The sequence below is a fragment of the Pseudomonas capeferrum genome (assembly GCF_000731675.1).
Taxonomy (GTDB): domain Bacteria; phylum Pseudomonadota; class Gammaproteobacteria; order Pseudomonadales; family Pseudomonadaceae; genus Aquipseudomonas; species Aquipseudomonas capeferrum.
The window spans coordinates 32,989-47,191 of record NZ_JMIT01000003.1; the positions used below are offsets into that span (position 1 = coordinate 32,989).

At 61.7% G+C, this 14,203-nt stretch carries 11 protein-coding genes; 4 read left to right on the top strand and 7 right to left on the bottom strand.

What is annotated here, in order from left to right:
- The first annotated feature begins 59 nt into the window (after nt 1-59).
- The 3 genes from acs (at nt 60) to PC358_RS17880 (ending at nt 5,915) form a co-directional block, all read left to right on the top strand.
- Entirely contained in the window at nt 60-1,994 is a 1,935-nt protein-coding gene (gene acs / locus PC358_RS17870) for an acetate--CoA ligase (RefSeq protein WP_033701572.1), read from the top strand.
- Nucleotides 1,995-2,036: 42 nt separating this feature from the next.
- Nucleotides 2,037-2,906 carry an oxygenase MpaB family protein gene (locus PC358_RS17875; RefSeq protein ID WP_033701574.1) on the top strand — a complete coding sequence of 290 codons (870 nt, stop codon included), beginning with the start codon at nt 2,037-2,039 and terminating at the stop codon, nt 2,904-2,906.
- 78 nt (nt 2,907-2,984) lie between these two features.
- Nucleotides 2,985-5,915, top strand: coding sequence for a DUF748 domain-containing protein (locus PC358_RS17880; protein WP_033701576.1), 2,931 nt, complete (start codon nt 2,985-2,987; stop codon nt 5,913-5,915).
- 64 nt (nt 5,916-5,979) lie between these two features.
- Here PC358_RS17880 and PC358_RS17885 read toward each other — a convergent pair whose 3' ends face one another.
- On the bottom strand, nt 5,980-6,393 hold the full coding sequence (locus PC358_RS17885; RefSeq protein ID WP_019470460.1) for a VOC family protein: 414 nt from the start codon (nt 6,391-6,393) through the stop codon (nt 5,980-5,982).
- Between the two features lie 60 nt (nt 6,394-6,453).
- Here PC358_RS17885 and PC358_RS17890 point away from each other — a divergent pair, with 60 nt between their 5' ends.
- Nucleotides 6,454-6,756, top strand: a complete 303-nt coding sequence (locus PC358_RS17890) for a heme-binding protein (RefSeq protein ID WP_033701578.1) — start codon at nt 6,454-6,456, stop codon at nt 6,754-6,756.
- A gap of 81 nt (nt 6,757-6,837) precedes the next feature.
- On the opposite strand, the gene PC358_RS17895 is transcribed toward PC358_RS17890, so the two are convergent.
- The 6 genes from PC358_RS17895 to infB form a co-directional block, all read right to left on the bottom strand.
- Complete coding sequence (locus PC358_RS17895; RefSeq protein ID WP_033701581.1) at nt 6,838-7,194, bottom strand: BON domain-containing protein; 357 nt, start codon at nt 7,192-7,194, stop codon at nt 6,838-6,840.
- Between the two features lie 262 nt (nt 7,195-7,456).
- Entirely contained in the window at nt 7,457-9,562 is a 2,106-nt protein-coding gene (pnp, locus tag PC358_RS17900; RefSeq protein ID WP_033701582.1) for a polyribonucleotide nucleotidyltransferase, read from the bottom strand.
- Nucleotides 9,563-9,809: 247 nt separating this feature from the next.
- On the bottom strand, nt 9,810-10,079 hold the full coding sequence (gene rpsO, locus PC358_RS17905) for a 30S ribosomal protein S15 (RefSeq protein WP_016489163.1): 270 nt from the start codon (nt 10,077-10,079) through the stop codon (nt 9,810-9,812).
- A 147-nt stretch (nt 10,080-10,226) separates the two neighbouring features.
- Nucleotides 10,227-11,144, bottom strand: coding sequence for a tRNA pseudouridine(55) synthase TruB (truB, locus tag PC358_RS17910; RefSeq protein ID WP_033701583.1), 918 nt, complete (start codon nt 11,142-11,144; stop codon nt 10,227-10,229).
- A 3-nt stretch (nt 11,145-11,147) separates the two neighbouring features.
- Nucleotides 11,148-11,546: a 30S ribosome-binding factor RbfA gene (gene rbfA, locus PC358_RS17915; protein ID WP_033701584.1), complete on the bottom strand. Its 399-nt coding sequence runs from the start codon at nt 11,544-11,546 to the stop codon at nt 11,148-11,150.
- Between the two features lie 116 nt (nt 11,547-11,662).
- Nucleotides 11,663-14,188: a translation initiation factor IF-2 gene (infB, locus tag PC358_RS17920; protein ID WP_033701587.1), complete on the bottom strand. Its 2,526-nt coding sequence runs from the start codon at nt 14,186-14,188 to the stop codon at nt 11,663-11,665.
- Nucleotides 14,189-14,203: the final 15 nt, after the last annotated feature.

Consider the following 14,203-nt stretch of genomic DNA (forward strand, 5'->3'; position numbering starts at 1 on the left):
CACTTGTCCATCGAATAGCCGTTGCAGTCCATCGCCCCGACAAGAGCAGGACAACCGCCATGTTCGATATACGCGACTACCCCCAGGCCCTGGCCGTCAGCCAATCGGCCGCCCTCACTGACGAAGAGTACCGCCGCCTCTACCAGCAATCGGTCGACGACCCCGATACGTTCTGGGCCGAGCAGGCCAAGCGCCTGGACTGGGTCAAGCCCTGGTCGAGCGTGCAGCAATGCGACCTGAAAACCGGCAAGGCCCGTTGGTTCGACGGCGGCCAGCTGAACGTCAGTTACAACTGCATCGACCGCCACCTGGCCACGCGCGGCGAACAGACCGCCTTGCTCTGGGAAGGCGACGACCCTAAAGACGCCAAGGCCATCAGCTACCGCGAATTGCACCGCCAGGTCTGCCGCCTGGCCAATGCCCTGAAAGCGCGTGGGGTGAAAAAGGGCGACCGGGTCTGCATCTACATGCCAATGATCCCTGAAGCGGCCTTTGCCATGCTCGCCTGCACGCGGCTGGGCGCCGTGCACTCGGTGGTGTTTGGGGGCTTTTCGCCCGATGCCCTGCGCGACCGCATCCTCGATGCCGATTGCCGCACCGTGATCACCGCCGATGAAGGCGTACGCGGGGGCAAGCGCATCCCGCTGAAGCTGAACGTCGACAAGGCACTGGCCAACTGCCCCGATGTCAGCAGCGTATTCGTCGTGCGCCGCACCGGGGGCGACATCGCCTGGGATGAACGCCGCGACCTCTGGTATCACCAGGCAACCGAGCAGGCGGGTGACGACTGCCCGCCCGAACCCATGGGCGCAGAAGACCCGCTGTTCATCCTCTACACCTCCGGCAGCACCGGCAAACCCAAAGGCGTGTTGCATACCACCGCAGGCTACCTGCTGCAGGCCACACTCACTTTCAAGGTGGTGTTCGACTACCGCGAGGGTGAGGTGTTCTGGTGCACGGCGGACGTGGGCTGGGTCACCGGCCACAGCTACATCGTCTATGGCCCGCTGGCCAATGGTGCGATTTCACTGATGTTCGAAGGCGTGCCCAATTACCCGGACACATCGCGCTTCTGGCAGGTGGTGGACAAGCACCAGGTGAACATCTTCTACACCGCGCCCACGGCCTTGCGCGCCCTCATGCGCGAAGGCTCCGGCCCGCTGCAGAGCACCTCGCGCCAGAGCCTGCGCCTGCTCGGCAGTGTTGGCGAGCCGATCAACCCGGAAGCGTGGGAATGGTATTTCGAAGAAGTCGGGCGCAAGCGCTGCCCGATCGTCGATACCTGGTGGCAGACTGAAACCGGCGGCATCATGCTCACCCCGTTGCCCAGCACGCAGCGGCTCAAGCCCGGCTGCGCCAGCCAGCCCATGTTCGGTGTGCAGCCAGTGCTGCTGGACGAAAAAGGCGCACTCATCGAAGGCCCCGGCGCCGGCCTGCTGGCCATCAAGGCCAGTTGGCCCGGGCAGATTCGCAGCGTCTATGGCGACCATCAGCGCATGGTCGAAACCTACTTCAAGCCCCTGCCCGGCTACTACTTCACCGGTGACGGCGCACGCCGCGATGCCGATGGCGACTACTGGATAACCGGGCGCATCGACGACGTTATCAACGTGTCCGGCCACCGCATCGGCACGGCCGAGGTGGAAAGCGCGCTGGTCCTGCACGACAGCGTCGCCGAAGCGGCAGTGGTCGGCTACCCCCATGACCTCAAGGGCCAGGGGGTGTACGCCTTTGTCACGACCATGAACGGCGTGGACCCGGACGACGCGCTCAAGGCCGAACTGCTGGCCTTGGTCAGCAAGGAAATCGGCAGCTTCGCCAAACCGGAACTGATCCAATGGGCGCCGGCGCTGCCCAAAACCCGCTCGGGCAAGATCATGCGGCGTATACTGCGCAAGATCGCCTGCAACGAGCTGGAAAACCTCGGCGATACTTCGACCCTGGCCGACCCGAGCGTGGTCCAGGGCTTGATCGACAAACGCCTCAACCAATAGCCGGCGGCACATGTTCATGGCCGCCCTGAACGACAGGTCGCCATGGAAGCCCTTCGCCGCCGCATCGAAACCCAGGTCATGAGCCTCACCGGGCTGGCCCTCGGCCAGCTCGACCTGGAATCGCCCAAGGGCGACCCTGGTCTGTTTGGCCCGCAAAGCATCAGTTGGCAGGTACACGGTGACTTCCCGAGCATGCTGGTCGGCGGCATCAGTGCCCTCATGCTGCAACTGCTGCACCCTCTGGCCCTTGCCGGGGTGTGGGACCACTCGAACTTTCGCCAGGACCTGCTCGGCCGTTTGCGCCGCACCAGCCAGTTCATTTCCGGCACCACCTTTGGCTCGACCCGCGACGCCGACTGGCTGATCGAAAAGGTCCGCACCATTCACCTGCAAGTCACCGGTACCGCGCCGGATGGCCGCCCCTATGCGGCCAGCGACCCGGGCTTGCTGACCTGGGTGCACGTCGCCGAGGTGAGCAGTTTTCTCGCCGCCCACCTGCGTTACCGCAACCCGCACCTGCCGCGTGCCGAGCAGGATGCCTACTACAACGAGATTGCCCTGATCGCCGAACGCCTTGGCGCCCGTGATGTACCGCGCTCCTGCCAGCAAGTCGAAGACTACCTGCGGCAGATGCGCCCGCAGTTGCAGAGCGATGCGCGCAGCTTCGAGGTGGTCGACATCCTGCTTGCCGCACCGGCCCCCAGCCGCCTGGCGCAACCTGTCGGCAAGCTGATGCTGAACGCGGGCATCGACCTGCTGCCCGATTGGGCCCAGGCCATGCTGGGCCTGCAACAAGGCCCCTTGCAGCGCCGCATGATCCGCCTTGGCCTGCAACGCACGGCGCCGGTACTGCGCTGGGCCATGCGCGACGGCTCGGCGCATCGGGCAAAACGCCGCATGGGCATCGAATGAGGCGAAATGGTCGCCTCAGCGGAACTGATTTAACGTGCCATACTCCAAGCACTCCTGCTTAGACAGACGAAGCGACACATGTACAAAGGATTGACTCGCGCCCTCGGCGCCATGCTGGCCCTCGTAGCCCTCTATAGCCTGCTCGGCTTCCTCATTCTTCCCGGTGTCGCCCTGCGCATCGCCAACCAGCAGTTGGCGCACTATGCCAGCGTGCCGGCGCACCTGCAGCGCATCGAGCTGAACCCCTTCAGCCTCGAACTGACGCTATGGGGCTTGCAGATCGGCGAGCCTGGCAAGGAACAAGTCGGTTTCGAGCGGCTGTACGCCAACCTCTCGCTCGACAGCCTGTGGAGCGGTGCCCTGCACCTGGCCGCGGTGGAACTCGACAAACCGCGCAACGAAGTGCTGTTTGCCAAGGACGGGACGCTCAACCTCACCCAGTTGTTCAAGTTGCCCGCCAGTGAGGCCAAGCCGGACCAGCCGCCCAGCGACCCGTTCCCGCTTCGCATCGGCAGCATCAAGCTCACCGAAGGTTACCTGCACTTCGAGGATCAACGCCCGAGCGAGCCGATCGAATTCCTCTACGACAACATGAACCTGGAGCTGAAAAACCTCAGCACCCTGCCGGACGACAATGCCGACATGACGCTGGTGGCCAACGGCCCCAACGGTGGGCGCATCGACTGGAAAGGCACCCTTGGCCTGTCGCCGATCGCCTCCGAAGGCACGCTGAAGATCACCGACGGCAAGATGAAACTGTTCTGGCCGTATGTGCGTGATGCCGTGCCGCTGGTGCTCGAAGACGGCGTGATCAGCCTCGATACCCACTACAAGCTCAACCTGTCCAAGCAGACCGAGCTGTTGCTGGACAACACCTCGGTACGCATCGCGCCTTTCGCCATCAAGGCGCCAGATGGGCGCAAACTCGCGCGTCTGGCCAGCCTTGAGGTGAGTGAAACCTCCATCGACCTGGCCAAGCAACAGGTGATCGTCGGCAAGATTCGTAGCGAAAAACTCGAAACCTGGGCTGCGCTGGAAAAAGACGGCCAACTCGATTGGCAGAAGCTGTTCGCCAGCCAACCGGCCAAGCCCACCCCCAAGGAAAAGGCCGAACCCGCCGCTGCCGAGCCTGCGCCCGATGCGCAAACCGCCAACACGCCAAGCAAGCCCTGGCAGGTGCTGCTCAAGGACGTGCAGCTGCGCAACTACAGCGTGCACCTGGCAGACCGCAGCCAGAAGGAACCCGTGGCCCTGGACGTCGGCCCGCTGAATGTCGACCTGCAAGGCTTCGACAGCCTCAACCAGACGCCTTTCACGCTCAAGCTCGATACTGGTGTGGGCAAGCAAGGCAAGCTGCAGGCCGCTGGCCAGGTCAATCTGGCGCCGATCTGGGCCAAGCTGGATGTCAGCACGCGCGACATCGACCTGCGTGTGGCCCAGGCCTACATCAACCCGTTCATCCTTCTGGAGCTTCGCAGCGGCATGCTCGCCAGCGACCTGAAGGTCGACTTGAAAAGTACCGAGCCACTGGCCTTCAACGTCGCCGGCAAGGCCCAGGTCAACCAGCTGCATACGCTCGACACCATCAAGGGCCGCGACTTCGTGAAGTGGCAGCAAGTGGACGTCGACGGCCTGTCGTATGTGCACGGTGATGCCCTGTCGATCGACAAGGTGACCCTGCTGCAGCCTTATGCGCGCTTCATCATCAACGAAGACCGCACCACCAACATCAACGACCTGCTGATCCCGCAACCGGCCGACGCGCCTGCGTCCAAGGCTGCCAAACCGGCCAGCAACGACAAGCCGTTGGGCATACACATCGGCCAGATCGACATCAACGACGGCTCGGCCAACTTCGCTGACCTGTCCCTCACGCCCAACTTCGCCACGGCCGTGCAACAGCTCAACGGCCAGGTCGGCACGATCGACAACCGTAAGCCGAACCCGGCCAAGGTGGACATCAAGGGCAAGGTCGACCGCTATGCGCCGGTTACCATCAAGGGTGCGCTCAACCCGTTCAACCCGCTGGCCAGCCTGGATATCGCCACCAGCTTCAAGCGGGTCGAACTGACCACGCTGACGCCCTACTCCGGCAAGTTCGCAGGCTTCCGTATCCGCAAGGGCCGGCTCAACCTTGACCTGCACTACCTGATCACCAACGGCCAGCTCAAGGCCGAGAACAAGGTGGTGGTCGAGCAATTGCAGCTGGGTGAGAAGGTCGACAGCCCGGATGCCGTGGACCTGCCGATCCGCCTGGCGGTTGCGCTGCTCAAGGATACCGAAGGCAAGATCTCCATCGAGTTGCCGGTGACGGGTGACCTCAACAACCCGCAGTTCAGCGTCATGCCGATCGTCTGGCAAACCCTGCGCAACCTGGTGTTGCGCGCGGCCCAGGCACCGTTCAAGTTCATTGGCGGGCTGATTGCTGGCGGGGGCTCGGAAGACCTCGGCAACGTGTCATTCGCCCCGGGCTCGAGTGAACTCAGTGGCGACGCCCAGTCGTCGCTGGACAAACTGGCCTCGGCCCTCAAGGAGCGCCCGGAGCTGCGCCTGGAAATCGAAGGCACCAGCGCGCAGACCAGCGACGGCCCGTTGATCGCCCAGCAGCGCCTGGACCGCGAGTACCAGGCCACCTGGTACAAGATCCTGCAGCGTCGTGGCGACAAGGTGCCTGCCAATGCCTCGATGCTGGTGGTCGACGACAGCGACAAGCCGGCGATGCTCGAAGGTATCTACCGCAATCGCCTGAAGCAGCAACCACCGGCTGAGTGGGAACAACTGGGGCGCGACGAGCGCACCGCCAAGCTGCGTGAAGCGGTGATCAAGTCCTGGGCCGAGAGCGCCCCCTTGCTGCGTACGCTCGGCCAGGAGCGGGCCAGCAGCATCAAGGACTACCTGGTGGACAAGGGCAAGCTGGAAGACGACCGGGTGTACTTCATCGATACCACCCTGGGTCAGGCTGAGAAGGATGGCCGGGTGATCACCCCGATGCACCTGGATGCCGAGTGATCAACCCGGGCCGCTTCGCGGGCTTGCCCCGCGAAGCGGCCGGTACCGGCAATAAAAGCTGCAATCAGACCAACCGCTGGCCCGACACCGCCGGGTGATACAGCGGCTGTACCTTGTTACCTGCCGGGTCCAGCAAGTGGAAGCTGCGTGCGCCATCCCCATGGTTGAACGGGCGGTCGAGCAAGGTCACCCCGCGCGCCTTGAAGTACTGGTACCAGGCCTCCAGCTCTTCCACGCTGTCGACGATGAAGCCGTAGTGATCGAGTGTCTGCAAACCATTGGCCGCCCCCGCCCCGCGCCCCAATGACAAATTGTCGTTACCGCAGGTCAGGTAGACCAAGTCTTCATTGGCCCGGTTGAGCACCTCCATACCAAGCACGTCGACGTAAAAGCGCTCGCACTCCTCAAGGTTAGGGACCAGCAAGGCAATATGGCGCAGGCCATTCAGACGGCCAGGGCGGGCAGGCAACTCGGACATTGGCGAAACTCCTTTTTTGTATACAATTCATATCTGAATTTAAAACAAAAGGAGCGCCATGTGTATAGCCTGTTTATCAAGACACGCGTGAAGCCCGGCAGCGCCGAGGCTTTTCTGACCGCCATCAAGGCCAATGCCGCTGCTTCCGTGGCAACCGAGCCCGGTTGCCTGGTGTTCGACGTGTCTCAGGACCGCCTCGATCCCGACGTGATCTACCTCTACGAGATCTACCGTGACGATGCCGCCTACGAGGCACACACCCTGACAGCGCACTTTCGCGACAGTCGCCCGCTGGTCGAACCGCTGATCGTCGAGCAGGCGTGTTTCGAGAGCAACGTCATCGCCCGTAACCCGGTGTTTTGAGGCGCACAGTAAAAAGCCCCGGCAGTGATGCCAGGGCTTTCCTGAAAAGTGGCCAATTCCGTTTGGCCTATGGGACATTCCTTATTCGGACTTCAGGCCATCAGCCGAAACGGCCTGAACGCCTTTGATCTTCTTGGCGATGGCCACGGCCATCTCTTTCTGCGAATCGGTGACTGCCGTATCGGAAGACAGCGATACGACGCCTTTGTTGGTTTCAACCTTGATGTCGCTGCCAGGTACACCTTTCTCGGTCATCAGGTCAGCCTTCACCTTGGTGGTGATCCAAGTGTCGGAAGTAGCTTCCTTGGCTTCGGTCATCTCACCAGCCGCCAGCGTCATCGGGGCCTGGGTGGACTGTTGGGCAAATGCCGCATTAGCCATGGTCAGGGTCAGAGCGGTAGCAGTAGCAGTAGCGGCAGCAATGGCGAACTTCTTCATGTGAGTCACTCCTGTTTTTCGAAAGGTCTGCGCCGTTATTCCTGGCTGCAGGTATGAAGGTAGTTGCACGTGCTGTGCCAGTTTTTCAGCTTCCATTTAATCTTTATAAATCAATGACTTATACATATTAGCGATTTGCATGAGTCGTGCAATTTGCAACCTGCGGGGTAAACCTGCGTGCAAGATGCAACTGTGCAAAAGGTTCCCTGCGGGCATAAAAAAAGAGCCCCGAAGGGCTCTTTTTTCATTGCGCGTCAGTCGCTTAGACGCCGGAGGCCTTGGCCGCGGCAACGTCTTTGATCGACAGCTTGATACGGCCGCGGTTGTCCACGTCCAGTACCAGTACTTCCACTTCCTGACCTTCTTTCAGAATGTCGGTGACCTTCTCGACGCGAGCATCGCTCAGCATGGAGATGTGCACCAGGCCATCCTTGCCAGGCAGGATGTTGACGAAGGCACCGAAATCAACGATGCGCTCGACCTTGCCGACATAGATCTTGCCGATTTCGGCCTCTGCAGTGATGCCCAGGATGCGCTGACGAGCTGCTTCAGCCGCTTCCTTGGTTTCGCCGAAGATCTTGATCGAGCCATCGTCTTCGATGTCGATCGAAGCCTTGGTCTCTTCGCAGATGGCGCGGATGGTGGCGCCGCCTTTACCGATGACGTCACGGATCTTGTCGGTGTCGATCTTCATCGCGATCATGGTCGGGGCGTTGGCCGACAGCTCGGTACGCGATTGACCAATGATCTGGTTCATCTGGCCGAGGATGTTCAGGCGCGCTTCCAGGGCTTGGCCCAGGGCGATTTCCATGATCTCTTCGGTGATGCCGTTGATCTTGATGTCCATCTGCAGTGCGGTAACGCCCTTGGCGGTACCGGCAACCTTGAAGTCCATGTCGCCCAGGTGGTCTTCGTCACCCAGGATGTCGGTCAGAATGGCGAACTTCTCGCCTTCCTTGACCAGGCCCATGGCGATACCGGCCACTGGCGCCTTCATCGGTACACCGGCGTCCATCAGGGCCAGGGAAGCACCGCAGACCGAAGCCATGGAGCTCGAACCGTTGGACTCGGTGATTTCCGATACCACACGAATGGTGTACGGGAACACGTCGGCGGCAGGCAGCATGGCCTGTACCGAACGGCGGGCCAGACGGCCGTGGCCGATTTCACGACGGCCAGCACCGCCCATGCGGCCACACTCGCCCACCGAGAACGGCGGGAAGTTGTAGTGCAGCATGAAGGGGTCTTTCTTCTCGCCTTCGAGGGTGTCCAGCAGCTGGGCGTCACGCGCAGTACCCAGGGTCGCGACGACCAGGGCCTGGGTTTCACCACGGGTGAACAGTGCCGAACCGTGAGTCTTCGGCAGCACGCCGACTTCGATGCTCAGCGGGCGAACGGTCTTGGTGTCACGACCATCGATACGTGGCTTGCCGTTTACGATGTTTTCGCGAACGGTGCGGTATTCGATTTCGCCGAAGATTTCTTTGACTTCGGAAGCCGAAGGCTGGCCTTCTTCACCGGAGAACTTGGCGATCGCCTGATCACGCAGCTCGCCCAGGCGCGCGTAGCGGTCGGCCTTGACGGTGATGGTGTAGCCCTGCGAAACAGCCTCGCCGAACTCGGCGCGGATGGCGTTGAGCAGCTCGGTGTTGGCAACGGCGGGTTTCCAGTCCCAGGTCGGCTTGCCCGCTTCGGCGGCCAGCTCTTTGACAGCCTGGATAACGGACTGGAATTCGTCGTGGGCGAACAGTACGGCGCCCAGCATCTGGTCTTCGGTCAGCTCTTGGGCTTCCGATTCAACCATCAGCACGGCGTCGGAGGTACCGGCAACGACCATGTCCAGGCTCGAGGCAGCCAGTTGCTCGTAGGTCGGGTTCAGCAGGTAGCCGGTGCTTTCGTGGAAGGCTACGCGGGCTGCGCCGATCGGGCCTTCGAACGGAATGCCGGAAATAGCCAGGGCAGCCGAGGTACCGATCATCGCAGCGATGTCCGGGTCGGTCTTCTTGCTGGTGGAAACCACGGTGCAGACGACCTGGACTTCGTTCATGAAGCCTTCAGGGAACAGCGGGCGGATCGGACGGTCGATCAGGCGCGAGGTCAGGGTCTCTTTCTCGGAAGGACGGCCTTCACGCTTGAAGAAGCCACCCGGGATCTTGCCGGCGGCGTAGGTCTTTTCCTGGTAGTGGACCGACAGCGGGAAGAAACCCTTGCCTGGATCGGCCTGCTTGGCACCTACCACAGTCACCAGCACGGTGACGTCGTTGTCGACGGTAACCAGCACTGCGCCGGTTGCCTGACGGGCAATGCGGCCCGTTTCGAGAGTAACGGTCGATTGACCGAACTGGAATGTCTTGATTACCGGGTTCACGGTTTCCTACCTTTTCAGTGGCTCTGGGGGGAACTGGTTTCTTGCGAATTCTTGGGCAGAACGGGGAATCGGCCCCATTGACCGTCCAGATACAACACGAGGCTGGGAGCCTGGCCGAAGTGCGGAAAACCGCTCAACGTAACCAGGCTGCCAACCTCGGAGATACGCATGGCGTGCCCAAAGACAACGCTGCCAGGCAGCGTTGCCAATGCATGAGACGCCATGCACACCACTGACCAGGCCGCTATTAGCGACGCAGGCCCAGGCGACCGATCAGGGCGCTGTAACGAGTGGTGTCTTTACCCTTCAGGTAGTCCAGCAGCTTACGACGCTGGTTAACCATACGGATCAGGCCACGACGCGAGTGGTGGTCTTTACCGTTGGCCTTGAAGTGGCCTTGCAGCTTGTTGATGTTCGCGGTCAGCAGAGCAACCTGAACTTCCGGGCTACCAGTGTCGCCAGCAGCTTGCTGGTAGTCGGTAACGATTTGAGCTTTTTCTTCAACGCTGAGGGCCATTTGGCTTCTCCTGATAACGGATCCCGCGAGCGGGGTCCAATAGGCCAGGGACAAATCCCTGTATTAATAAGAAAGGTGTGACCGTGCCTACTGACAGCCACCCTTGATCCCGTAGGGCCCGGCCGAAGCCAGACCCTGCGGTTTCGGTCATTCCGACCGAATCAGCCGACGTGGCGCAATGCGCCCGTCTTCGCTCACTTCACCGATACCGATGAAGCGCGCATTGTGATCCTGTACGCGGACCATGCCAAACTGCGGTGCATCCGGCGCACGTACTGCCTGGCCATGCAGCCAGTAGAACGCACTGTGCTCGGACAAACTCACCATTGGCCAGTCCTGCAGCCCGCTATCGGAAGGCATCAGGAAGCGATCGAGCGCTTCGTTGCCACCTTCGGCATGGGCCTGTTCGAGTTCCTCGAGGGTCACCGTCTGTGCCAGCTCGAAGGGCCCGGCCTGGGTCCTGCGCAGCTCGGCGACATAAGCGCCACAGCCAAGGGCTTCGCCGATATCCTCCACCAGGGTGCGGATATAGGTGCCTTTGCTGCATCCTACCGTCAACCGTGCACGGGTGCCTTCGCACTCGAGCAACTCCAAGCGGTTAATAGTAACAGAACGCGCCTCGCGCTCCACTACCTCTCCAGCACGAGCCAGTTTGTACAGTGGCTGGCCGTCACGCTTGAGCGCCGAGTACATCGGCGGTATCTGGCTGATCGGGCCACGAAAACGGGGCAGCAGCGCCTCGATGTCGGCACGACCAACGGTTACTTCACGGGTCTGCAGGACCTCGCCTTCAGCATCGGCAGTATTGGTAGTCTGCCCCATCTGCATGACGGTTTCGTAGCCCTTGTCGGAATCGAGCAGGTACTGCGAAAACTTGGTCGCTTCGCCGAAGCACAGTGGCAGCACGCCGGTTGCCAGCGGGTCGAGGCTGCCAGTGTGGCCGGCCTTCTCCGCGTTGAGCAACCAGCGCACTTTCTGCAGTGCCGCGTTGGAGGTGAAGCCCAGTGGCTTGTCCAGCAGGATGATGCCGCTGACGTTGCGGCGGATACGTTTGACCTGGGCCACCGCTTACTCCTTGGTGTCCAGCTCGTCGGTAGCCTTGTGCAGGCGGTCTTCAGCCACTGCACGCTCGATCAGCGCCGACAGGTGTACACCGCGGCTGACGCTTTCATCGAAGTGGAAATGCAGCTGGGGCACGCTGCGCAGTTGCATCGAACGCCCCAGGTGCAGGCGCAGGAAGCTGGCGGCGCTGTTCAGTGCCTTGAGCGACTGCTTCACGGCATCTGGCGTTTCCTCGCCCATGACGGTGATGAACACCTTGGCATGGCCCAGGTCGCGGCTGACATCCACGGCGGTGATGGTCACCAGACCGACACGTGGATCCTTGACTTCGCGGCGGATCAGCTCAGCCAGCTCGCGCTGCATCTGATCACCGATACGTTGGGTACGGCTATATTCTTTGGCCATTCTTGCTACCTGTAACTTAAAGCGGCAAACGCCCGGTCAAGCTGATGCCTGACCGGGCGCTACCTGTAAAGGCGCCGCCAACCGCCCTGTAGCGGGGGCTTGCGGCAAGCTCACCCTTAGAGGGTACGAGCCACCTGGACTTTCTCGAAGACTTCGATCTTGTCGCCGACCTTGACGTCGTTGTAGCTCTTGACGCCAATACCGCACTCCATGCCCGAACGTACTTCGGCAGCGTCGTCCTTGAAGCGACGCAGCGATTCCAGCTCGCCTTCGAAGATCACAACGTCCTCGCGCAGTACGCGGATCGGACGGTTGCGGTACACGGTACCTTCGATGACCATACAGCCAGCGATGGCGCCGAACTTCGGCGAACGGAACACGTCACGCACTTCGGCGACACCCAGGATGTTCTCGCGAACATCGCTGCCGAGCATGCCGGTCAGGGCCTTCTTGACGTCTTCGATGATGTCGTAGATCACGTTGTAGTAACGCATATCCAGACCTTCCTGCTCGACGATCTTGCGCGCACCGGCATCGGCACGCACGTTGAAGCCGAACAGCACCGCGTTGGACGCCAGCGCCAGGTTGGCGTCGCTCTCGGTGATACCACCCACACCGCCGCCGATCACGCGAACCTGTACTTCCTCGTTGCCCAGGCCGCCGAGCGAGCCGTTCAACGCTTCCAGGGAACCACGTACATCGGTCTTGAGGACGATGTTGAGGGTTTTCTTCTCTTCCTGACCCATGGTCTCGAAGATGTTTTCCAGCTTGCCAGCGTGAGCACGGGCCAGCTTGACCTCGCGGTACTTGCCTTGACGGAACAGGGCAACTTCGCGGGCTTTCTTCTCGTCAGCAACCACCGACAGCTCGTCACCGGCTTCCGGGGTACCGTCCAGGCCAAGGATCTCGACCGGGATCGACGGGCCAGCTTCCTTCACAGGCTTGCCGTTCTCGTCGAGCATGGCACGTACGCGGCCATAGTTGGAGCCGCACAGGACCATGTCGCCCTGACGCAGAGTACCGTCCTGAACCAGGATGGTCGCCACTGGGCCACGGCCCTTGTCCAGGCGCGATTCGACGACGACACCACGACCAGGTGCGGTCGGGGTAGCGCTCAGTTCGAGGATCTCGGCCTGCAGCAGAACGGCTTCGAGCAGCTCGTCCACACCAGTACCCATCTTCGCCGAAACCTTGACGAAAGGCGTGTCACCACCCCATTCCTCGGAGGTCACGCCTTCGACGGACAGCTCGTTGCGGATGCGATCGAGGTCGGCACCAGGCTTGTCGATCTTGTTCACTGCAACAACCAGTGGGACGCCAGCTGCCTTGGCATGCTGAACGGCTTCACGGGTTTGCGGCATCACGCCGTCGTCCGCCGCCACCACCAGGATGACGATGTCGGTCGCCTTGGCACCACGAGCACGCATCTGAGTGAACGCAGCGTGGCCCGGGGTATCGAGGAAGGTGACCATGCCGCGGTCGGTTTCCACGTGGTAGGCGCCGATGTGCTGGGTGATACCGCCGGCTTCGCCAGCAGCAACCTTGGCACGACGGATGTAGTCGAGCAGCGAGGTCTTACCGTGGTCAACGTGGCCCATGACGGTAACGACCGGGGCGCGCGATTCGGTTTTGCCTTCGAACTTCAGCGATTCGGCCAGGGAGTCTTCCAGGGCAGTATCGCTGACCAGGGTGACCTTGTGGCCCAGCTCTTCTGCGATCAGCTGAGCGGTTTCCTGGTCGAGCACCTGGTTGATGGTAACCGGCGTGCCCATCTTGAACATGAACTTGACCACTTCAGCGCCCTTGACGGACATCTGGTTGGCCAGCTCCGAGACCGTGATGGTCTCACCGATGGTCACGTCACGGATGACGGGGCCGGTCGGGCTCTGGAAGCCGTGCTGGTTACGCTTCTTCAGCTTGCCCTTGCCGCCACGACCACGACGAGCGCCATCGCTCTCTTCTTCGGTGGTACGCGGAGCAGCGCGTGGAGTCGGTGCTTTTTCCTTCTCCTTGACCTTGACCTTGATCGACACGCGAGGCGCCTCGCCACGACGACGGTCGTCATCACGAGTGCGGCTTTCGTTGCGACGGGTCTCGTCCTTCTTGCGCTCGGCAGCACGCGCAGCGGCATCTTCCGAGGCAGGCGCGTCAGCCACTACCGGTGCCGGCGCAGGTGCGGCGGCAGCGGCAGCCGGCTTGGCAGCTGGGGCCGCAGGGGCGGCATCAGCAGCCTGACGGCGGGCCTGATCTTCGTTGCGCTGGCGAACGTCGGCGTCAACCTTGTCGCGCGCAGCGTTTTCCGCCGCACGGCGCTCATCCTGCTCGCGTTTCTGCTCAGCCTGGATTTCTTCCGGGCTGCGCTGCACGAATACTTTCTTCTTGCGTACTTCTACGCTGATACTTTTGCTACCGGCGACACGCAGGGTGCTGGTGGTTTTGCGCTGCAAGGTAATCTTGCGCGGCTCTTCCGCCTTGCTCTTGTGGCTGCTTTTCAAATGAGTCAGCAGAGTCTGCTTCTCATTGTCGGTCACTACCTGACCGGCGTCGGTGTGCGGCAGACCTGCCTCACGCATCTGCTGCAGCAGGCGCTCTACCGGTGCCTCGACCTCTTGGGCCAGTTCTTTCACCGTGACTTGCGTCATGCACTTCTCTCCTCA